Origin of the sequence: Rhizobium sp. LC145 (assembly GCF_001005825.1) — a bacterium.
Lineage (GTDB): Bacteria > Pseudomonadota > Alphaproteobacteria > Rhizobiales > Rhizobiaceae > Neorhizobium.
Window position 1 is genome coordinate 440,584 of record NZ_LBHV01000002.1, and the last position, 22,723, is coordinate 463,306.

At 61.1% G+C, this 22,723-nt stretch carries 17 protein-coding genes; 11 read left to right on the forward strand and 6 right to left on the reverse strand.

The genetic code is table 11. The annotated features are described in order from the left end of the window. Positions 1-119 precede the first annotated feature (119 nt). The 6 genes from YH62_RS06800 (at position 120) to YH62_RS06825 (ending at position 8,369) form a co-directional block, all read left to right on the forward strand. Positions 120-2,057, forward strand: coding sequence for an ABC transporter substrate-binding protein (locus YH62_RS06800; protein ID WP_052760355.1), 1,938 nt, complete (start codon positions 120-122; stop codon positions 2,055-2,057). A 78-nt stretch (positions 2,058-2,135) separates the two neighbouring features. Next, entirely contained in the window at positions 2,136-3,122 is a 987-nt protein-coding gene (locus tag YH62_RS06805; RefSeq protein WP_046793415.1) for an ABC transporter permease, read from the forward strand. Further along, complete coding sequence (locus YH62_RS06810; protein WP_046793416.1) at positions 3,119-4,273, forward strand: ABC transporter permease; 1,155 nt, start codon at positions 3,119-3,121, stop codon at positions 4,271-4,273. Before YH62_RS06805 ends, YH62_RS06810 begins: the two co-directional genes overlap by 4 nt. After that, positions 4,270-5,997: an ABC transporter ATP-binding protein gene (locus YH62_RS06815; RefSeq protein ID WP_046793417.1), complete on the forward strand. Its 1,728-nt coding sequence runs from the start codon at positions 4,270-4,272 to the stop codon at positions 5,995-5,997. Before YH62_RS06810 ends, YH62_RS06815 begins: the two co-directional genes overlap by 4 nt. Continuing rightward, complete coding sequence (gene manD / locus YH62_RS06820) at positions 5,994-7,202, forward strand: D-mannonate dehydratase ManD (RefSeq protein ID WP_046793418.1); 1,209 nt, start codon at positions 5,994-5,996, stop codon at positions 7,200-7,202. Before YH62_RS06815 ends, manD begins: the two co-directional genes overlap by 4 nt. Before the next feature lie 12 nt (positions 7,203-7,214). Further along, positions 7,215-8,369: a mandelate racemase/muconate lactonizing enzyme family protein gene (locus tag YH62_RS06825; protein ID WP_046793419.1), complete on the forward strand. Its 1,155-nt coding sequence runs from the start codon at positions 7,215-7,217 to the stop codon at positions 8,367-8,369. An 88-nt stretch (positions 8,370-8,457) separates the two neighbouring features. On the opposite strand, the gene kdgD is transcribed toward YH62_RS06825, so the two are convergent. Together kdgD and YH62_RS06835 are read right to left on the reverse strand one after the other, a co-directional pair. Next, entirely contained in the window at positions 8,458-9,381 is a 924-nt protein-coding gene (kdgD, locus tag YH62_RS06830) for a 5-dehydro-4-deoxyglucarate dehydratase (RefSeq protein WP_046793420.1), read from the reverse strand. Between the two features lie 51 nt (positions 9,382-9,432). Beyond that, complete coding sequence (locus YH62_RS06835; protein WP_046793421.1) at positions 9,433-10,413, reverse strand: mannonate dehydratase; 981 nt, start codon at positions 10,411-10,413, stop codon at positions 9,433-9,435. 280 nt (positions 10,414-10,693) lie between these two features. On the opposite strand from YH62_RS06835, the gene YH62_RS06840 reads away from it, so the two are divergent. Genes YH62_RS06840 through YH62_RS06860 form a run of 5 tightly spaced genes read left to right on the forward strand, consistent with a single transcriptional unit; the run spans position 10,694 to position 15,797 of the window. Further along, positions 10,694-12,283, forward strand: a complete 1,590-nt coding sequence (locus YH62_RS06840) for an ABC transporter substrate-binding protein (RefSeq protein WP_046793709.1) — start codon at positions 10,694-10,696, stop codon at positions 12,281-12,283. 20 nt (positions 12,284-12,303) lie between these two features. Next, positions 12,304-13,332 (forward strand): ABC transporter permease, encoded by a 1,029-nt coding sequence (locus YH62_RS06845; RefSeq protein WP_046793710.1) that lies wholly within the window; start codon positions 12,304-12,306, stop codon positions 13,330-13,332. Beyond that, entirely contained in the window at positions 13,329-14,231 is a 903-nt protein-coding gene (locus YH62_RS06850) for an ABC transporter permease (RefSeq protein WP_046793422.1), read from the forward strand. Before YH62_RS06845 ends, YH62_RS06850 begins: the two co-directional genes overlap by 4 nt. Beyond that, positions 14,218-15,063, forward strand: coding sequence for an ABC transporter ATP-binding protein (locus YH62_RS06855; RefSeq protein WP_046793423.1), 846 nt, complete (start codon positions 14,218-14,220; stop codon positions 15,061-15,063). The genes YH62_RS06850 and YH62_RS06855 overlap by 14 nt, the downstream gene beginning before the upstream one ends. Continuing rightward, positions 15,060-15,797, forward strand: a complete 738-nt coding sequence (locus YH62_RS06860) for an ABC transporter ATP-binding protein (RefSeq protein ID WP_046793424.1) — start codon at positions 15,060-15,062, stop codon at positions 15,795-15,797. The genes YH62_RS06855 and YH62_RS06860 overlap by 4 nt, the downstream gene beginning before the upstream one ends. Here YH62_RS06860 and cysG read toward each other — a convergent pair. From cysG to nirB, 4 genes are read right to left on the reverse strand one after another with little or no spacing between them, the layout of a single operon-like run. Then, positions 15,792-17,291: a siroheme synthase CysG gene (gene cysG, locus YH62_RS06865; protein ID WP_046793425.1), complete on the reverse strand. Its 1,500-nt coding sequence runs from the start codon at positions 17,289-17,291 to the stop codon at positions 15,792-15,794. The genes YH62_RS06860 and cysG overlap by 6 nt on opposite strands. Further along, entirely contained in the window at positions 17,263-19,923 is a 2,661-nt protein-coding gene (locus tag YH62_RS06870) for a nitrate reductase (RefSeq protein ID WP_046793426.1), read from the reverse strand. Before YH62_RS06870 ends, cysG begins: the two co-directional genes overlap by 29 nt. Then, positions 19,924-20,259, reverse strand: a complete 336-nt coding sequence (gene nirD, locus YH62_RS06875) for a nitrite reductase small subunit NirD (RefSeq protein ID WP_046793427.1) — start codon at positions 20,257-20,259, stop codon at positions 19,924-19,926. A 4-nt stretch (positions 20,260-20,263) separates the two neighbouring features. Next, a complete protein-coding gene (gene nirB, locus YH62_RS06880) occupies positions 20,264-22,714 on the reverse strand; it encodes a nitrite reductase large subunit NirB (RefSeq protein WP_046793428.1) in 2,451 nt (816 codons plus the stop codon). Positions 22,715-22,723 lie beyond the last annotated feature (9 nt).

Here is a 22,723-nt window from a genome sequence, read left to right on the forward strand (position 1 = left end):
ACTTTATACATTCTGATTGACAAATAATGTACGATCTGGAAGCTTTTGTCCATCTTGGGCCGCAACGGCCTATGGGGAGCAGGCCGGCGGTGAGGGTTGGCCCAAGAGGAGGAGAGAAGATGCTTTATCAGCGGAAGCTGCGTGGCCTTGTCATGTCGTCAGGCCTGGTGGGGACGCTCATTCTAAGTTCGATGGCCCCGGCCTGGGCGATGGAGTTCAAGCAGTCGCCGATGCTGGAAGAAGAGGTCAAGGCCGGCAAGCTGCCCGCTGTTTCCGAGCGCCTTCCCGAGCAGCCCTATGTGGAGACGATGGTCGGTGGCGTCGGCAAATATGGCGGCACGCTGCGCACGACGATCCTCGCCAATGGCGACCACTATAACCTGACCCGTACGATCGCCAATGAACTACTAGTGCGCTGGGACCCCGAGTGGAAGAAGGTCGCCCCGTCACTGGCCGAGGAGTTCACCGCATCCGAGGACGCGACCACCTACACGTTCAAGCTCCGCAAGGGCTTGAAGTGGAGCGACGGTCAGCCCTTCACCGCCAACGACATCATGTTCTGGTACGAAGACGTGTTCATGAACGATGCGCTATCTCCTGCCAAGAACCCGACGTTCACGGTCGCCGGCAAGCCGGTGAAGGTCCGCAAGATCGATGATGTCACCGTCGAGTTCAAGTTCGACTCGCCCTACGGTCTCTTCCTGCAGCAGCTCGCCTATGGCCAGGGCCATTTGCCGGTCATCTATCCCAAGCATTATCTCAGCCAATTCCACGAGAAGTACAACAAGGACGGCATTGCGGACCTGCTCAAAGCCAATCCGGCCGCTGGCGACTGGGTGGCGCTCTTCAATTCCAAGGTTTCACTGACCTTCCAACCGCCCTTCTGGCAGAATCTCGAACTGCCGACGCTGAACCCGTGGGTCCTGACGGTTCCCTATGCCGACAGTGAGCGCGTGGTGGCGACCCGCAACCCCTATTACTGGAAGGTCGATCCGGAGGGTAACCAGCTTCCCTATATCGATGGCATCACCTGGGCAAAGCTCGACGATCCGCAGCTCATGGCGCTGAAGATGACCTCCGGTGAATTCGATTTCGCCTTCCGCCACATCAACAACTCGACCTTCAAATCCGTCCTTTTCGACGGACAGGAAACCGGAAACTACCGGTTCGTGGATGTGAAGGATCTGCCGGCAAACGACGCCGTGGTCCTGCTCAATCTGAACTCCACCGATCCGCTGAAACGCAAGCTTTTCCAGAACAAGGATTTCCGCATCGCGCTGAGCCACGCGATCAATCGGCAGGAAATCATCGATCTCGTCTATGTGGGGCAGGGCGCTCCTGCCCAGGTTGCGGTCCAGCCCGAGCATGAACTCTTCAATGAGCGCGAGGCGACGCAATATACCGAATACAATCCCGAACTCTCGAACGAGATGCTCGATAAGATAATGCCGAACAAGGATGCTGCGGGCTTCCGCCTGGATGAGACCGGCAAGCGCCTCACCATCAACTTCATGGTGGCGGATGTCTTCGGTCTCTCCTATCCGGACGTGATGCAGATGGTGCAGCAATATGCCAAGGATGTCGGCATCGATATCCAACTCCGCACCACCGATCGCGCTCGGCTTAACACCATGTGGGCGGCAAACGAGCAGGACGCCTATATCTGGAACTGTGTCGGCGGATTGTCGGAGGTTTACACCGATCCGCGCTGCTATATGCCCTTCCAGAAGGCCGACATCTTCTTTGCCGTGAAATGGAGCGAGTGGTACTCCGATCATTCGACGGGGGAGGAGCCGCCGGCGGAAGTCAAGGCACTGATGGCGGCCTATGACAAGGTGAACGCCGCCGTCACCGATGACGATCGCCGCGAGAAGATGAAGGAATTCCTGAACCTTTCGGCCGACAACTTCCTCAATATCGGTATTTCGCGGCCCATGCCGAAATACATGATGGTATCGAAGAACCTGAAAAACGTCGTCGACGGCATCCCCATCACCGGCAATCTCTGGCATCCCGCACCGACCCTGACCCAGTGGTACTTCGACAAGGCGAATTGACCGCCTCCTCCCGAGGCCGCCGGTGGCGCCCCTGCCATCGCCGGCTACCCCTTCGATCCGTTCGAACGGTCCCAAACCATGCTTCGTTTCATCATCAAGCGGCTGGTGTTCGCGATCCCGACACTGTTTGCCGTCTCCATCATCGCCTTCATCATCATCCAACTCCCGCCGGGCGACTATCTCACGACGCTGATGGCGGATTGGGCGAGCCAGGGCGGGGCGGTGGAGGCCGGCACGGTCGCGGCCATGCGGGAACGCTACGGCCTCGATCAGCCCATCTACTTCCAGTACTATAAATGGATCGCCGGCATCCTGACGCGTGGTGACTTCGGCATATCCTTCGAGCTCGGCAGGCCGGTGACGGAGCTCATCTGGAACCGGCTCGGGTTTTCCCTCCTGCTTTCCGTGCTCACGCTTTGCTTCGTCTGGGCGATCGCGATCCCGATCGGCATCCTGTCGGCGGTGCGGCAGTATTCGATCTCCGACTATACCGCGACCTTCCTCGCCTTCTTCTTCCTGGCCATTCCCGATTTTCTGATGGCGCTTTCGGCCATGTACATCATGTCCGCCTGGTTCGGCCAAAGCGTGGGCGGGCTTTTCTCGCCGGCCTATGTCGATGCGCCGTGGAGCTTCGGCAAGCTCACGGATTTTGCCCGGCATGTCTGGTTGCCGGTCATCGTCATCGGCCTCGGCTCGCTGGCCGCGCTCGTTCGCATCATGCGCGCCAACCTGCTCGACGAGTTGTCGAGGCCCTATGTCACGACGGCACGGGCGAAGGGCATGTCGGAATTCGAACTCCTGATCCGCTATCCCGTGCGGCTTGCCCTTAATCCGCTGATTTCGACACTCGGCTGGATACTCCCGGCCGTGATCTCCGGGGAGATCATCGTCTCGGTGGTTATGAGCCTGCCGACGACCGGACCGCTGCTCCTGCGCGCCCTGCTTGCCCAGGACATGTATCTCGCCGGCTCGCTCATTCTCCTGATATCGGTGCTCACGATCATAGGCACGCTGGTTTCGGACATCCTGCTCGCCATCACCGACCCGCGGATACGCTTTCAATGACAGACATCACGCATCTTCCGCCCGATACCGGCCCCTCTTTCGATCTTGCGGGTAAGGATATCGCTGCCGCCGGCCAATGGCGCCTTTTCTGGCTCAAGTTCAAGAAGCACAAGATCGCGCTCGTCAGCCTGGTCGTGATCATCTTCATGTATCTGGTCGCGGCCTTTGCGGATTTTATCGCGCCATTCGACCCGAACGCCACCAATGCACGCTTCACCTATGCGCCGCCGCAGGGGCTTTCCCTCATGCATGAGGGGGCATTCCGACCCCATGTCGACCAGCTCCGGATGACGCTGAACACCGAGTCCATGCGCCGCGAGTTCACGCCCGATCCGGCCAGACCGGTTCCTGTCGGCTTCTTCGTCAAGGCTCCGCAGCCCTATCATCTGCTGGGCTTCATTCCCATGGAGACAAAGCTCTTCGGGATGATCGACCCGAAACCCGGCGACAGCATGTATATTTTCGGCGCCGACCGGCTCGGCCGGGATATTTTCTCGCGCGTCGTGCACGGCGCCAAAATCTCGCTGTCCATCGGGCTTGTCGGCGTCTTCATGAGCCTGATCCTTGGCGTGACGATCGGCGGGGTATCCGGCTTCTTCGGCGGCTGGGTTGATCTCGCGATCCAGCGTGTCATCGAACTCCTGCGCTCTATCCCCACCATTCCGCTATGGATGGGCCTTGCGGCCGCGATCCCCGTTGGCTGGCCGCCGCTCAGGACGTATTTCGTTATCACGTTGATCGTCTCCCTGATCGGCTGGACGAGCCTCGCCCGCGAGGTGCGCGGCAAGTTCCTGTCGCTGCGTAGCGAAGATTTCGTCATCGCCGCGCGTCTCGACGGCATGAGTGAGATCGGCATCATCTTCAATCATCTCGTGCCGTCCTTCATGAGCCACATTATCGCGACGCTGACGCTCGCGATCCCCTCGATGATCCTTGCCGAGACGGCGCTTTCCTTCCTCGGCATCGGCCTGCAGCCGCCGATCATTTCCTGGGGCGTGCTGCTGCAGGAGGCCCAGAATATCCGGGCCGTCGCGCAGGCACCGTGGCTGCTCTTCACGCCGGCCGCCGCGATCGTGATTTCGGTCCTTGCGCTGAATTTCCTGGGTGACGGCCTGCGCGATGCCGCAGACCCCTATGAGGACGTTTCATGACCAAGACTTTGAACCCCTCCGGCGACACGATCCTGAAGGTTGAGGACCTCAGGACCTATTTCCCGACCCGCACCGGTGTGTTCAAGGCCGTCGACGGTGTCTCCTTCGAGCTTCAACGAGGTAAGACGCTCTGCGTCGTCGGCGAATCCGGTTCCGGCAAGTCGGTCACGGCCCGTTCGATCCTGCAGATCGTCGACAAACCCGGACAGATCGAAGGTGGCTCGATCCTGCTCACGCGCGCCGACGGCTCCAAGACCGATCTCGCCAGGCTCGATCCGCGGGGGCGGGACATCCGCGGCATTCGCGGCAAGGAGATCGCCATGATCTTCCAGGAGCCGATGAGTTCGCTGTCGCCGGTCCACCGCATCGGCACCCAGATCGGCGAGACGCTGCGCATCCATTTCGGCATCCGCGGAAACGAACAGCGCGCCCGTGTTTTAGAACTGCTGAAGCAGGTGGAAATCCCGCGGCCGGAAACGGCGATCGACCGCTATACGTTCGAATTCTCCGGCGGCATGCGCCAGCGCGTGATGATCGCCATGGCGCTGGCATGCAATCCGTCCGTGCTGATCGCGGATGAGCCGACAACCGCGCTCGACGTGACAACCCAGGCCGAAATCCTCGACCTCATCAAGAAACTGCAGCAGAGCCACGGCATGGCTGTGCTCTTCATCACCCACGATATGGGCGTCGTCGCCGAGATCGCCGACGAAGTACTGGTCATGTATCGCGGCAAGGTGATGGAGAAGGGCCCGGTCGACCAGATATTCCACGCCCCTCAGGACGACTACACGCGTCGGCTGATCGGCTCCGTCGTCAAGCTGGAGAAAAAGGCTGAAGTTCGTGTCCGGCGAGCTGAGATGCCGACCGAGACACCGCCTCTTCTGGAAGTGAAGAACCTGTCGCTGACCTTCGCGTCGGGGCTCAAGGCGGTCGATGATGTATCGCTCGCCGTGCGGCCGGGGGAAACGCTCGGCATCGTCGGCGAATCCGGTTCCGGCAAGACGACGATGGGGCGATGCCTTCTGCGCATCTATGATCCCCAGTCCGGCACGATCGACTACCGCCGCACGGATGGCCGAACGCTGGATATCCGCACGGCAGACAATGCGACCTTGAAGGATATCCGCCGCGAGGTCCGGATGATCTTTCAGGATCCTGTCGGCTCGCTTAGTCCGCGCAAGACCGTCGGGCAGATCATAGCCGAACCCCTGAAGCTTGCCGGCATGAAGGGAAGCGAACGCGACGATCGCGTTGCCCATCTCATGCGTCAGGTGGGGCTCGAGCCGGCTTGGCGCGAGCGCTATCCGCATGCCTTTTCCGGCGGCCAGCGCCAGCGCATCGGCATAGCACGCGCCATTGCGGTCAATCCGAGGCTCATCGTCGCCGACGAGGCGACATCGGCGCTCGACGTGTCGCTTCGCTCGCAGATGCTCGATCTGATGATGCAGCTCCAGGACGAGATGGGCCTTTCCTATGTCTTCATCTCGCATGACATGTCGGTGATCCGCTACATGTGCGATCGCGTCGCGGTCATGTATCGCGGCCGGATCGTGGAGGCCGGCGAGACCGATCGGGTCGTCAACGATCCGTCCCACGATTACACGCGCGCGCTTCTTTCCGCCATTCCCCACCCCGATCCGCGAAGCCGGCGCATCCACAACCGGTTCCGCTACGAACCCGCAGTCAAGCGGGCACAGTTTCAGCCAATGGATAAGTCATGAAAATTACCGATGTCAAAATCATCGTCTGCTCGCCGGGGCGCAATTTCGTCACCGTCAAGATATTCACCGACGAAGGGCTGACAGGGGTCGGCGACGCGACGTTGAACGGTCGCGAAAAGGCCGTCGTCGCCTATCTGCAGGAGCACCTGGCGCCGCTATTGATCGGCCGGGACCCCTCTCGCATCGAAGACATCTGGCAGTATTTCTACAAGGGCGCCTATTGGCGTAGAGGGCCGGTGACCATGGCGGCGATCGCCGGCATCGACACCGCACTCTGGGACATCAAGGCCAAGGCCGCCAGCATGCCGCTCTATCAGCTTCTCGGCGGCGCCAGCCGCGAGAAAGTGCTGTGCTACACCCATGCGCATGGGCGCGATATCGCGCAAGCCGTGGAGGCGGTCGGCCGGCGCAAGGAGGAGGGCTACAAGGCCATCCGGGTGCAGGTGGGCATTCCAGGCCTTGCGGACGTCTACGGCACGGGTGCGAAGTCGGTCACAAACAATGCTGATGACGACGCCTTTCCGCATGAAGAAACCTGGTCGACCTCTAAATATCTCCGTCACATACCGGAGCTTTTTAAGACGGTGCGCGAGGCACATGGCTGGGATATCGAGCTGTTGCACGATACCCATCACCGCCTGACCCCGATCGAAGCGGCGCGGCTCGGCAAGGATCTCGAATTCGCCCGCCTCTTCTGGCTGGAAGACATGGTCGCCGCCGAACATCAGGAAGGTTTCCGCCTGATCCGCCAGCATACCACGACGCCGCTTGCGGTCGGCGAGGTATTCAACACGATCTGGGACGCACGGCTGCTGATCGAAGAGCAACTGATCGATTATATCCGCATGACCACCGTACATGCAGGCGGCGTGACCGCGCTTCGCCGGATCATGGATTTCGCGGGCGTCTACAATGTCCGTACCGCCTGCCACGGCGCGATGGACATGTCGCCCATCTGCCTCGGCGCCAATCTGCATCTCGATCTCTGGGCGCCGAATTTCGGTATCCAGGAATATTCCGGTTACCTGCCGCAGATCCTGGAAATCTTCCCGAGTGCCTGGAGCCTTGCGGATGGCTACCTGCATCCGGGCGAGGCGATCGGTCACGGCGTCGATATCGACGAGAAGCTTGCGGAAAAATTTCCATACCAGCGCGCCTACCTGCCGGTGAACCGTCTTGAAGACGGCACGCTGTGGCACTGGTGAAACGAGGACGTTATGAAAATCACGACGATCAAGACTTATGCGGTCAAAGTCGGCATTCGAAACCAGCTTCTGGTGAAGATCGAAACGGATGAAGGCATTTTCGGCTGGGGCGAAAGCGGCCTTTCCGGCCGCGAAAAGGCGGTAATCGGCGCCTTGGAGCACTATGCCGAATTCCTGCGCGGATGCGATCCCTTCAAGACCGGTGCGCTGTGGCAGGAAATGTATCGCAGCCAGTATTTCGAAGGCGGGCGGGTGCTACAGGCGGCGATCTCCGCAATCGACATCGCACTTCACGACATCAAGGGCAAAGCGCTTGGCGTGCCGGTCTACGAACTCCTCGGCGGCAAGCACCGCGACCGCATCCCGACTTTCGCGACGACCTTCGCCGAACCCGGCCCCGCCATGATAGAGCAGGCGAAGATGCTGGTCGAGCACGGCTGGACCGCCATGCGCCTATCGCCCTCCGGCCATGAGAACAAGGAGATCTACGAACCGCGCGAGCATATCGCCACGACCGCCAAATGGTGCGTGAAGGCCCGCGAGACATTAGGCGAGGAGGTCGCGCTCGGCATCGACTATCACCACCGCCTGACGGTGGCAGAAGCCGCGAGCTTCTGCCAAAAGATGCCCTCCGGCACGCTGGACTTCCTTGAAGAACCGATCCGCGACGAGTCTCCGGGCGCTTACGAGGCCCTCCGCCGGCTGACGGACATACCTTTTGCGATCGGCGAGGAATTCGCCTCGAAATGGCAGTTTCAGCCCTTCATCGAACGCGACATCCACCAGTTCAATCGGCTGGACGTCTGCAATGTCGGCGGGCTGACGGAATCGATGAAAGTCGCCGCCTGGAGCGAGACCCACTATGTCGACATGATGCCGCATAATCCCCTTGGACCGGTCTGCACCGCCGCGACGATCCACTTTTCCGCCGCAGTTCCGAATTTTTCCTGGCTCGAGACGCGTGCAAGCCCTGCCGAAACCCATCTAGGCTTCGACAATTCGGACTTCTTCCCGGTCCAGCCGCGGCTTGAGGGAGCATATTATCCCGTTTCCGACGCCCCCGGTCTCGGGGTAGAAGTCAACGAGGAACTCATCGCCAGGCAGAGCTTCGAGTTTTGGGAGGCGCCGCACCTGAAGCGCAGGGATGGTTCCGTGACGAACTGGTGAAAATACAAAAGCGCAGGGCTCGATATCGACGCGCCCTGCGCTTTTACGGGCATTGTTACTGAAGCCCGATAGTTCGAACCTCCAGCGACTATTCCGCGGCGGCCCGGGTAGCGTCGTTGGCGTTCAGAATCTGTTCCAGAAGTTTCAGTTCTTCCGTTGTAAGGTCGGTGAGTGGTGGCCGCACCGGCCCCGGATCCCGTCCCAGCACCTTCAGGCCTGCCTTGATGATGGAGACTGCGTAGCCCCGCTTGCGATTGCGCAGGGCCACGAAGGGGAAGAAGAAATCCTTCAGTATCTGGTCGACCGCAGGCTGATCGCCTGAGCGTAGAGCCTGATAGAAGCGCTGGGCGAGGGCGGGCACGAAGTTGAAGACTGCGGATGAGTAGGTCGTCACCCCGGCGGCAAAATAAGCCTGGGCGAAGACTTCGTGGGTCGGCATGCCGCCGACATAGACGAGGCGGTCTTCCAGCTTCGTGGTGATCTCTATGACGCGATCGACGTCTCCGACACCATCCTTGAAGCCGATGAGATTGGGGCACGCATCGCAAAGCCTCGCGAGGCTATCGGCCGAAAGAACCGCGTTATCGCGATTATAGACGATGACGCCGATGCCGACAGATTGGCAGACCGCCTTCACATGCGCGACCAATCCCTCCTGTTCGGCGAACATGAGATAGGGCGGCAGGAGAAGCAGGCCGTCGGCGCCGGCCTTCTCCGCCGATCTTGCGATCTCGATCGCAAGCGAGGTGCCGTAACCGGTTCCCGAAACGATCGGCGTCTTGCCGGCCGATGCCTTGGCGGCGCGTATGACAGCCGGAATTTCGGAAGGATTGAGCGAGAAGAACTCGCCGGTGCCACCTGCCGCAAAGAGAACGCTGGCGTCATATTCCGCCAACCATCCCACATGCTCGCGATAAGCTGCCTCATCGAATGCAAGATCGCTGTCGAAATGCGTTACCGGAAATGAAAGGAGGCCGGCGCCGACTGCCTTTTTGAGAGTGTTTGGTTCCATCTGAAAATCCCTGGCTGTCCGAAATCGACATCTGTAACCGCGGCGGTGCGGTCAGAGATGCCTGGCCTCAAGCGCTTCAAGAATCGCCGCGATGTAGCCGTAGCAATAGGCGAAGGCGACGCCCGTGGGGTCTCTTCCGCTGATGCGCGGCACGTGGTCCGGCATCACCATGTATTTGTAGCCGACCTCCTGATAGATCTTCAGCGAGCGGATCATGTCCATATCGCCCTCGTCGGGGAATGTTTCCATGAAGGATAGCTTGCCGCCGCTGATATTGCGGAAGTGAAGGTTGAAGATTTTGCCGCGCGTGCCGAACCAGCGGATGATGTCGTCGATTTCCTCATGCGGGTTGTCGAGCATCTCGCCGATCGAACCCTGGCAGAAATTCAGCCCGTGATAGGGGCTTTCGCGCATCATCACGAACTTCTTGAGGCCTTCCACAGTTCCAAGCACGCGGGTAACGCCCTTGTAGCCCGGCGGCGTATAGGGATCGTGCGGATGGCAGGCGAGGCGCACGCGGTTGCTCTCGGCAACAGGAACGACCCGCTCGAGGAAATAGTCGATGCGCTCCCAGTTCTCGTCTTCAGAGAGCGTGCCGGCCAGGCCGGGTGCCGCCTGCTGATCCGCCTTTTCCCACCGGAAGGCTTCATTCAGGGAGCCGCCGCGGCCCAGCTCCAGTTCTGTGCGGGGGATGCCGATCAGGTTGAGATTGTATTTCGCCGCCGGGATGCCCGCCTTGGCGCAATTTTCGATCAGGCGGCAGACCGCGTCGATCTGTCGGTCACGATCAGGACCGGCCAACAGGATATCGGGATAGGAGGCTTTCTCGATCGGTTGCGAAGGAAGGGGGAGCTGGATCATGTCGAGAACGATGCCGAAGCTCTCCACCTTGTCACGATGGCGCTCCAGATCCTCAAGCGTCCAGCTCGCCGGATCCCCCGGCGGATCGGCCGAGATGTTTTTCACTCCAAGCTGCGCGAAGACCTTGTAGTCATCGTCGTCGCGAACCGTCACCTGCGTTCCCAGATACAAGAAAGCCTCCCGAATATCGTTTTGATATCACATGTCATAATATGACTCTCCGGGTATGTCGAGAGAGCCTGCGGAATTCTGGTGCAATACGGCGTTGTCGGTTGGTCGCGATGCGAGTTCCCAACCTATTGTTGCGATTGCATTGTTGATCAACTAATTGCCGTAATTTATTGGCTTTTTCCCATTGATCGGCGGCCCTTGTCATTTAGCATCAACTTCGATAATCGTATTATGACATGAGGATAAAGATATTATCTGACCGATGATCAGGGAGGACATCATGAGGCATATTTGTACCCGGCTTCTCGTTGGCGCTGTGGTCGGCGCCTTGACGCTCACTTCACCCGCCGCTTTTGCCAAAACGCCTGCCAACCAGCTCGTCATCGCCACCTCGCTTGCGCAGGTTCTATCGCTTGACCCGCACCAGGCAACGGAAGCGAAGGCCAATGAAATCATGGCCAATCTCTACGATCGGCTGATCTCGGTCGACAGCTCGGGCAAGGTTTCGCCTCAGCTTGCCGAGAGCTGGGAGGCTGACGACAAGGGCATTACTTTCCATCTTCGCGAGGCTGAATTCGCCTCCGGCAACCCGGTCACCTCCGCCGATGTCGTCTATTCGATCACTCGTCTGCTGAAGATGGATCAAGCCTCCGCCGCCAACCTCAAGCGGGTCGGCTACAACGCCGGAAACGTGGAAAAACTCGTGACGGCGCCGGACGAAAAAACGGTTCGGATCGATCTTTCCGGGGAAACCACCTCCGAACTCCTGCTTTACCGGCTAGCAATGGTAATTGCGAGCGTCGTCGACAGCGAGGAAGTCAAATCACATGAATCGAACGGCGATTGGGGAAATGGCTGGCTGCGTACCAATTCCGCAGGCTCCGGCCCGTTCACGCTGAACCGCTGGACGCCGAACGAGATCGTCATCCTCGAAGCGAATGAAAATTACGTCGGCGGCGAACCGAAAATGCGGCGCGTCGTGGTCCGTCACGTGCCGGAAAGCCAGGTGGAGCGGCTGATGCTCGAGCGTGGCGATGTCGATATAGCCAGTGCGCTGAGCGCTTCCGATCTCGCCACCTTCAACGGGAAGGAAGGCTTCGAAATCCAGCGGGTGCCGACCGGCGGCTTCTACGTGCTGTCGATGAATGCCGGCAAGGAGCCGCTTTCGAACCCGAAGGTTCGCGAGGCGATCGCCTACGGCATCGACTACAAGGGCATGGAAAAGGCCATCATGGGTCCGTATGGCCGAGCGCGCACGGTTCCTGTGCCCGAGAACTTTGAATACGCCATTCCCAGCCCCGATTGGCAGCTGGATGTTGAAAAGGCAAAAGCGCTGTTGGCTGAAGCCGGTTACAAGGATGGCTTCACGCTGACCTTGAAGACGATCGCCCAGACACCGCGCATCGATCTCGCAACCGCCATTCAGGCTTCGCTCGGCGAGATCGGCATCACCGTGAACATCCAGCAGGGTAACGGCTCGGATATCATCGCGGCGCATCGGGCTCGCGACTTCGATCTCCTCATCCCGCAGACCGGTGCCTACATGCCGAACGTGCTCGGCTCGATGGAGCAGTTCTCCAGCAACCCCGACAATTCGCGGGAAGCCAACAATGCCGGCAATTTCGTCTGGCGCTCGGCCTGGGACATTCCGGAGCTGACTGCGCTCACTGCCAAGGCCTCCCTGGAGCCGGATTCCAAGAAGCGTGGCGAAATTTACGTGCAGATGCAGGAAATGTTCGTGGCGCAGAAGCCGGCTGTCCTGCCGCTTTTCGAGCGCTTCGAGCCGATCGTCGTCAGCAAGCGGGTGCAGGATTATGTCGGGCATCCGAGCCAGACGACCCGCCTCGAAGGCGTAACCAAGACTGATTGAACAGCGACAGGCGGCCGATCATGAAGGAATTATCCCTAGGCGGGTTGACGCGACGTCTCGTGCATTTCGCCGTCAGTCTGTTCATACTGTTATGCGTCACCTTCGTGATCGGCCGGGTCATGCCAACGGACCCGGTCGGCGCGATCGTCGGGGAGCTCGCCGAACCGGCCGCCTACGAGGCGATGCGCGCGAGACTGGGTCTCGATCTGCCGCTTTACCAGCAGTTCTTCATTTATCTGAAAGGCCTGTTGCACGGCGATCTCGGTACCGCGATCCTCACGGGAAATCCGGTGGCCCGCGATCTGACACAGGCCTTTCCGGCAACCTTGGAACTGGCGACGCTGGCGATCATCATCTCGACCGTCGTGGGTGTCCCGCTCGGTCTGGTCGCGGCGCTCTTCCGGGACAGTTTCATCGACAAGTTCGCCCGCGTCTTCGCGCTGATCGGCCATTCCATCCCGGTCTTCTGGTTCGGGATCGTCGGCCTTGTCGTCTTCTATGCCTGGCTTTCGCTGGTGGGCGGTCCGGGCAGGGTGGACGTCTTCTATGAAGGCATCATCGAGCCGACGACCGGTCTGATGCTCGTCGACAGTCTTCTCGAGGGAGAGCCGGAGATATTCTGGAATGCGCTTTCGCATATCATCCTGCCGGCGGCGATCCTTGCCTATATGGCCATGGCCTATATCACCCGGATGACGCGCAGCTTCACGCTGGAACAATTGAACCAGGATTATGTGATCGCCGCACGCGCGAAAGGTGTCGGCCCGGCGCGAACGGTCATCAGCCACGTGCTGCCGAACATCGCCGTGCAGCTCATTACCGTGCTCGCCATCTCTTATGGCAACCTGCTGGAGGGCGCGGTCATCACCGAGATCGTCTTCTCCTGGCCGGGGATCGGCCAGTACATGACCAACGCGCTGATGATCGGCGATATGAACGCCATCCTGGCAAGTACGATCATCATTGGTTTCATCTTCATGTTTCTGAACTTCGCGGCCGACATCGCCTATGCGCTGCTCGACCCGCGCACACGGGAGGTCGCACGATGACCGACACCCTTCACGATACCAGCGCCGTTCAGCAGCCCGGCCTTGCCCAACGGGTGCTGAGCGGTTCGGGACGTGTGATCCGCAAACTCGGCGACGAGCCGCTCGGGATGGCGGGCTTCATCATCCTCGCCCTGCTCATCCTGGTCGCGATCTTCGCGCCGGTGATCGCGCCCTATGATCCCGTACGGCAAGTACTGAGCGATGCGTTGCAACCTCCGAGCCTCGCGCATCTGGCTGGAACCGATGAATTCGGCCGGGATATCTTCAGCCGGCTCGTCTACGGAACTCGCATCACCATCCAGACCGTGCTTTCGGTCTCGGTCATCGTCGGACCGATCGGGCTCATCATCGGAGTGGTCGCCGGGTTCTTCGGGGGCAGAACGGATGCGTTCCTCATGCGCGCCACCGATATCGTCCTGTCCTTTCCCTCGTTGATCCTGGCGCTTGCCTTTGCCGCCGCGCTCGGCGCCGGGCTCGGCACGGCCATCATCGCGATCTCGCTCACCGCCTGGCCACCGATCGCCCGTCTGGCCCGCGCCGAGGCCCTGGTTGTACGCAACGCCGATTATGTGGCCGCCGCCCGCCTTTACGGCGCATCGCCGCTGCGCATCCTGTTCTTCTACATCGCTCCAATGTGCATCCCCTCGGTCATCGTGCGGCTGACGCTCAACATGGCGGGGATTATACTGACGGCGGCGTCCCTGGGTTTTCTCGGCCTTGGCGCCCAGCCTCCGCTGCCCGAATGGGGTGCGATGATTTCCAGCGGCCGAAAATTCATGCTCGATTACTGGTGGGTCGCCGTCATGCCCGGTATCGCGATCCTGCTGACCAGCCTTGCCTTCAACATCGCCGGCGACACGCTGCGTGACCTCCTGGATCCCCGCCATGCCCGATCGTGATATGCAGCCCGTACTTTCCGTCCGCAACCTGAACGTCCGCTTCGGCCGCAATGCGATCGCCGCAGTCTCCGAGGCGAGCTTCGACGTTGGCCGGGAGCGCATCGGCATCGTCGGAGAATCCGGTTCGGGAAAATCGACCACCGGCCGGGCGATCATGCGTCTGTTGCCGGCAAAGGCCAGCATCACGGCCGAACGGCTCGATTTCAATGGTGAGCCGCTCCTTGCGAAATCGGAAAAGGAGATGGGGCGGCTGCGCGGCAAGGACCTGGCGCTCATCATGCAGGACCCGCGCTATTCGCTGAATCCGGTGCTCACCATCGGCAAGCAGATCGCCGAATCCGCAAAACTCCATCTCGGCCTTAAGGGAAGGGATGCGCTCACCCATGCGCGCCACATGCTGGAACGGGTCAGGATCAAGGACCCGGAGCGGGTGTTGAAGCTTTACCCGCATCAGATTTCGGGCGGCATGGGACAACGTGTGATGATCGCCATGATGCTGATCGCAAAGCCGAAGCTGGTGATCGCCGACGAGCCGACCTCGGCACTCGATGTCAGTGTCCGCAAGGACGTGCTGATGCTGCTCGACGAACTGGTTCGCGAGAACAATTCTGGCCTCATCCTCATCAGCCACGACATCCGCATGGTCGCCGCCTTCTGCGAGCGTATTCTGGTCATGTATTCCGGCCGCATCGTGGAAACGCTCACGAGCCTGGACGATGCCCGGCACCCCTATACAAGAGGGCTGATCGCCGCGATGCCCGATCCCCGCCATCCGGTCTCCCGCCTCAAAGTTCTGGACCGCGCATCGATCGAAGCGGAGATTGCCCGATGATCAAGGTGGAAAATCTCGACGTCGTCTATGGCGTCAACGAAACCCGCAACCACGTGGTCCGGAGCGTCAGCTTCGAGGTCGGACATGGCGAAACGCTGGGGATCGTCGGCGAATCCGGCTGCGGCAAGTCGACCTTGCTGCGATCGCTCGCAGGTCTCGAAGGGGGCTGGACAGGTTCCGTCCATTTCAACGGCAAGCCCGTGGGCAAGGCCCGCAATCGCGAAGAGCTCAAGCTCGCGCAGATGGTGTTTCAGGACCCTTACGGTTCGCTGCATCCGCGCCACCGCATCGGCACGGCGCTTGCCGAACCCATCCGCGCCATGGGTACGGGCGACGGCTGGTCGCAAGTGTCGAAGGCACTGCAGCAGGTCGGGCTGCCGGCGCATTTCGCCAGCCGTTTCCCGCATGAGCTTTCCGGCGGCCAGCGCCAGCGCGTGGCGATTGCCAGGGCGCTCATCCTGTCGCCGCCGATCCTTCTTCTGGACGAGCCGACCTCGGCACTCGACGTCTCGATCCAGGCAGAGGTCCTGAACCTGCTTGCGGATCAGCGCGAGGAACGGAACCTCACCTATGTGCTGGTGAGCCATGACCTCTCGGTGATCGCCCATATGTGCGACCGGGTTCTGGTCATGCAGAACGGGATATTCGTCGACGAGTTGACCAAGGCGGACCTGCGGGCCGGCACGACGCATGCGGACTATTCGCGCGAACTGTTCGAAGCCAGCTTTCTATAAGCTGGCGCGCAAGGGCGCTGGCGTTTGATCCTCCCGCAGCTCGGACTGCGGCAAGGTCTTGCCAGCCACCTCCAATTTGCCGAAGCCCCGGCCGATGCCGATCAGCACCGGTTCGTTGACGCCGATCTCGGCGATCGCGGCGGGCATGCTGCTGAGCTGCCCCGTCCACAGTCTCTCGTTGGAACGCGCGATGGCGCTCACGATCGCCACCGGCATATGCGTGTCCATGCCTGCTTCGACCAGCCTTGCGGCGATCTCGCCGGCGGTGCGGCCAGCCATATAGTAGATGGTCGTCGTGGCGGGGTCGGCGAGGCTCTGCCAGTCGAGATTGTCGGGCAATTGCCCCTGGCGGGAGTGGCCGGTGACGAAGCGTACGCCCTGCGCATGGTCACGGTGGGTAAGCGAAACTCCGAGCCGCGAGGCCATCGCGCTTGCGGACGTGATACCCGGCACGACCTGTACTGGAATGCCCTTTTCCTCGAGCCAGGCGATCTCCTCGCCGGCGCGGCCGAAGATCATCGGATCGCCGGATTTCAGACGAACGACATGTTTGCCGGCGCTCGCGAACTTCACCATCATGTCATTTATATCTTCCTGCCTGCAGCTTTCGCGGCCGCCGCGCTTGCCTACCAGCATGCGCTTCGCCTCGCGGCGGGCAAGTTCCAGGACCTCGTCCGAGACGAGATCGTCGAAAAGAATTACGTCGGCCGCTTGAAGGGCGCGAACGGCTTTCAGGGTCAGAAGCTCCGCATCGCCGGGGCCGGCGCCGACGAGGGTGACCCGCCCTTGGGATGCCGGGGTGGAGGCCAGTCGAACCGTATCATTCAGCACCTCTGTCTCGTTTTCGGCTGCGGGCTTACCGGCAAAAGCATGATCGACGAACCGCTCCCAGAAGGCACGCCGTTGCGGGCCGGGCACCAGGCGCGCGTTGATTTTTTCCCGCAGCGACTGGGCGAGCTCGGCCCAACCCTTCAGCGATTGCGGCAGCAGAGTTTCGATGCGGCGGCGGATCGCCTGCGCGAGAATGGGAGCCGCGCCATCGGTCGAGATCGAAACGACCACCGGCGAACGGTTGACGATTGAGCCGAACTGGAACTGGCAGAAGGCAGGCTTGTCGATGATGTTGACAGGTACGCCGGCCGCCCGTGCCGCATCGAAGAAAGACCGTGCCTCGTCCTCTTCCTCGCAATCGGCGATCGCGAGGGCTGCATTTGAAAAGATTGCGGGGTTCCAGTCTTGTCTATGCGTAACGAAACCGCCTTCGGAATGTTCAGCACCGCGTTCGATTAGTCGCTCGAACGTCTCCGAAAGCTCTTCGGCAAAGACATGCACTTCCGCACCGCAGGCGGCCAGCAGTTCGGCTTTCCAGGCGGCCGCGTCGGAACCGCCCGCAACGATTACACGCTTGCCTTCCAGCGCCCAGAAGACAGGAAGTTTGGCAAGTGGTGCCATACGGGCAGGCACTTCATTCCGCCGCGGCTGCAAGACATCCATCGATGATCCCCCTGATTTCGGCGCGGCAGGAGCCGCAATTGGTGCCGGCATTGGTGTGCTTGCCGACGGCTTCCACACTGTGGCAGCCGCCGCGCACGGCCTCGATGATCCGGTTGACGCCGACGCCGAGGCAGGAGCAGACCGTCGCGCCCGGATCCGGCACATCGGCGCCGGGTCGGCCCGCGATGAGTGCGAAACGCTTGCGCAAATCCGCATGGCTGACTGTGAGCTGGCTGACAGCCCAATTGCGGGCGACCGCCACCGGCTGATGGCTGAGAAAAAGAGCGGCCAGCAACCGGTCACCATCGAAAAAGGCGAGACGTAGATCACCGGTTTGCCTGTCGGCATAGCCGAGCGGCTCGATCTCGCCGGAAATGCCGAAGGTGTCGCGGCACCACGACGTCCAGTTCTCAGGCGCATCGATGAACGCAAGTTCCGTCCGCCATCCGCCGTCCGCCTTGGCAAGCGCCCAGTAATCCGCATGCGGCGTGATCGGCCTGCCGGCGGAAACCGCAAAACCGTAACGGGAGGCCGGGAAGGGGCGAGCGGCGATTGCCACATTCTTGGAGGCCGGCTGACCTGAAAAGGGATCGGTCAGCGGCGCGACCAAGGCATCGATACGCGCCTTGGCGGCGAACTGATCGTTCCAATGCATCGGCACGAAGATGTTGCCGCGCGCCTGCCGTTCGGTGACGAGTGCGCGGACGATCGCTTTTCCGTATGGGCTCTCGAGTTCCACCAGAGCTGCGCCGTCAATCCCAAGCTCGATGGCATCGGCCGGATGGATTTCGGCGAAGGGCTCGGCGAGATGGGCGGAGAGGCGGGCGCTTTTCCCGGTTCGCGTCATCGTATGCCAATGATCGCGGACACGGCCGGTATTCAGCGTTAGCGGATATTGCTCGTTGGTGCGATCGGTCGCCTGGGGCGGGTAGACTGCGATGAAACGGGCTTTGCCGTCCGAATGAAAGAACCCGCCCTCGGCGAAGAAACGGGTGACGACCCGCTCGCTAGCCATAGGCTGCGGCCACTGGAACGGTGCCAGCGCGTCATAGGAGAAGCGGTCCATTGCGGCATAGGCGCCGATATCGAAATCGCGGCTTCCGTCGTTTTCGAAGGCGGAAAGGGCCGCATGCTCGGCAAAGATGTCGGCCGGCTCACGGTAAGCGAAAGCATCTGCAAAACCCATGCGGCGAGCCACTTCGGTCAACTGCCACCAATCGGCCTTTGCCTCGCCCGGTGCTGCCAGGAACGGACGCTGGCGTGAAATGCGACGCTCGGAATTGGTGACCGTCCCATCCTTTTCGCCCCATCCGAGCGATGGGAGCAGCACATGGGCGTGCCGGACCGTATCGGTCTCACGAAGCACATCCGATACCACCACGAAGGGACAGTCCCGAATAGCGGCCTCCACGGTATCGGCATCCGGCATGGAGACGGCCGGATTGGTCGCCATGATCCAGAGCGCCTTGATGCGTCCGTCGGCGACCGCCCGGAACATGTCGACCGCTTTCAGCCCCGGCTTCGCGGCAATCGCCGGCGAGGCCCAGAAACGCTGTACCCGATCGCGATCTGTGGCACTTTCGATCGCCATATGAGCCGCGAGCATGTTCGCCAACCCGCCCACTTCACGACCACCCATGGCATTCGGCTGGCCGGTGAGCGAGAAAGGCCCCATGCCGGGCCGGCCGATCCTGCCGGTTGCCAGATGGCAATTGAGGATGGCGTTGACCTTGTCGGTTCCGGAGGAGGATTGATTGACACCCTGGCTGTAGCAGGTGACGACTTTCTCCGTCGTTTCGAACAGGCGGAAGAATTCCCGGATATGCATGACCGGCAGGCCGGTGCTCTCGATCAAATCCGCCAGAGAAAGCGCGGAAGCGGCGGCAAAGGCTTCTCCAAAACCCTCCGTATGGGCGGCGACATAGTTCTCGTCGATGGCCGGGCTCTTCGCGAGATGAGCGAGCAGGCCGGCGAACAGCGCGGCGTCCCCATCGGGACGGATGGCCAGATGCAGGTCGGCGATATCGCAGGTCATGGTGCGGCGAGGATCGATGACCACCACTTTCATGCCCGGCCGCGCTGCCTTGGCCGCGGCCAGCCGCTGGTAGATGACCGGGTGGCACCAGGCGAGATTGGAGCCCGTCAGGATGACGAGATCGGCAAGCTCCAGATCCTCGTATGTGCCGGGCACCGTGTCCGATCCGAAGGCGCGGCGATGGCCTGCGACCGAGGACGACATGCAGAGCCTGGAATTGGTGTCGATATTGGCCGAGCCGATGAAGCCCTTCATCAGCTTGTTCGCGACATAATAATCCTCGGTCAGCAACTGGCCGGAGACATAGAAGGCAACCGAATCCGGTCCGTGCTCGGCGATAGTGTTTGAAAAACGTTGCGCAACGAGGTCAAGCGCCTCTGCCCATTCGACCCGCTCTCCGGCTATCTCCGGATGGAGAATGCGGCCGTCCAAATCGATCGTCTCTGCAAGCGCCGAGCCCTTGGAGCAGAGCCGGCCGAAATTGGCTGGATGATCTGGATCGCCTTTGACGGACACGATGCCGTCATTGGCGATTTTGGCGATCACACCGCAGCCAACGCCGCAATAGGGACAGGTTGTCTTGACCTCCGTCTCCATCTATTCGGCCGCCACCATCAGATTCTCCAGCGCGATCGAAAGCGCGCCGTTCTCGCAACGGACGGGGATGGTCCGCACCTCTCCTTCGTCGGCCCCCAATGCCTTTCCGGACTCCAGCGAGATCACCCAGTTGTGGAGGGGGCAGGTCACCGCCCGGCCATGGACGATGCCCTGGCTGAGCGGCCCGCCCTTGTGGGGGCAATGGTCCTCGATCGCGAAAACCTCGTTCTCCGCCGTGCGGAATACGGCGATCTTGCCCTGAGGCGTCTTCACGCAGCGCGCGCCGCGCAGTGGAATGTCGTCGATGTGCCCGATTTCAATCCAGTTCATCGTCATCTCCTCACTCGGCCGCCTGGTTGAAGCCAATGGTCGCCATGGGCTTGAATTCGTGCTTGTCCTTGCCGGAGACGCGCTCTGACCAGGGGTCGACCTGGGCGAATTTCTGGCTGAACACGAAGCGGTCGTAATAGGCCTTGCGCTTTTCGGCATCGCCCATGATCTGGCGGCGGATTTCCTCCAAACCGATGCGCTTCGCCCATTTGTAGATACGCTCCAGATAGCGGGCCTGCTCGCGATACATCTGGGTCAGTGCCACGATGTGCTCGAGCGCATCATCCTCAGACTTGACGAGGCCGAGAACCTCCGTGCCCTTGATGTCGAGGCCGGCGGCACCGGCGAAATGGATCTCGAAACCGGAATCGACGCAGATGACGCCGATATCCTTGCAGGTCGCTTCCGCGCAGTTTCGCGGACAGCCGGAGACAGCCATCTTCAGCTTGGCCGGCGTCCACGAGCCCCACATGAACTTCTCGATGCGGATGCCGAGGCCGGTCGAGTCCTGCGTGCCGAAGCGGCACCAGTCGGAACCGACACATGTTTTCACGGTGCGCAGGCCCTTGGCATAAGCCTGCCCGGAAACGAAGCCCGCCTTGCCGAGATCGGCCCAGACGGCCGGCAGGTCCTCCTTCTCGATGCCGAGAAGATCGATGCGCTGGCCACCGGTTACTTTGACCATCGGGATTTCGAACTTGTCGACCACGTCGGCGATGGCGCGCAGCTCCTGCGAATTGGTGACGCCGCCCCACATGCGCGGCACGACCGAATAGGTGCCGTCCTTCTGGATGTTGGCGTGGACACGCTCGTTGATGAAGCGCGACTGGTAATCGTCGGCATATTCGTCCGGCCAGTCGCAGACGAGATAGTAGTTGAGCGCCGGGCGGCACTTGGCGCAGCCGCAGGAGGTTTTCCATTCCAGCTCCTGCATAACGGCAGGAATGGTCTTCAGCTTCTTCGCCTTGATGAGGCGGCGCACATCATCATGGCCGAGCTCGGTGCAGGTGCACATCGGCGTGACGGCAGAAGGATTGTAGCTATCGCCAAGCGTCAGCGCCATCAACTGCTCGACAAGGCCGGTGCAGGACCCGCAGGACGCCGAGGCCTTGGTGTGAGCACGCACGTCGTCGAGCGAGGTCAGGCCCTTATCCGAAATGGTCGAGGTGATTTTGCCCTTGCAGACGCCGTTGCAGCCGCAGATTTCCGCATCATCCGGCAAGGCTGCAACGGCCGCCATAGGGTCCAGGGGCGCTCCTCCCTGATAGGCCTGGCCGAAGATCAGCGTGTCGCGCATCTCCGAGATATCGGTCGCCTTCTTCTTCAGGTCGTTGAACCAGGCGCCATCGGAGGTCTCGCCATAAAGAACCGTGCCGATGATGCGGTTGTCCTTGATCACGAGGCGCTTGTAGATGCCCGCGGTGGCATCACGCAGCACGATCTCCTGACGGTCATCGCCGTCGGCGAAATCGCCGAGCGAATAGAGCTCGATACCCGTGACCTTGAGCTTGGTCGGCGTATCGGAGTGCACGAAGGCGGGCTTGCTGTCGCCGGCGAGATGCGAGGCGGCAATGCGCGCCATTTCGTAGAGCGGAGCAACGAGGCCATAGACCATGCCGTCCACCTCGGCGCATTCGCCGACCGAATAGATATCGCCGTCCGAGGTCTGCATGCCGGCATCGACGACGATGCCGCGATTGACCGCCAGACCGGCATCCTTGGCAAGACCAGCATTCGGACGGATGCCGACGGCCATGACGACGAGGGTCGCAGGGATGATGCGGCCGTCGTCGAGCTCGACCCCTTCCACCTTGCCGTTGCCGATGATCGCCTTGGTATTGGCCTTACAGATGACCTTGATGCCGCGTTCTTCAACCGCCTTCTGGAGGAGATAGCCGGCGGCCGGATCGAGTTGGCGTTCCATCAGCGTCGGCATGACGTGCAACACCGTCACGTCCATGCCGCGCTGTGCGAGGCCTGCGGCAGCCTCGAGACCGAGAAGCCCGCCACCGATGACGATGGCCTTCTGACGCGATTGTGCGGCGAGAAGCATGGCCTGCACGTCGTCCAGATCGCGATAGGTGATGACGCCCGGCAAGTCCTTGCCAGGCACGGGGATGATGAAGGGCACCGAACCGGTGGCGATCACCAGCTTGTCGTAGCTTTCAGTGACGCCGTGGTCGGAGGTCACGGTCTTTTGGGCGCGGTCGATCGCAACGATCTTATGGCCCTTGTAGAGCGTGATGCCGTGCTTGATGTACCAGCCGTCGCCGTGAATGATGATCTGCTCGTAGTCCTTCTCGCCGGAAAGTACCGGCGAGAGCATGATGCGGTCATAGTTGACGCGCGGCTCGGCGTTGAAGATCGTGACTTCGTATCGGCCGGGCGCCTGCTCGAAGAGGTGCTCCAGCATGCGTCCCGGCGCCATGCCGTTGCCGATGATGACGAGTTTCTCGGTCATGGTTTTCAT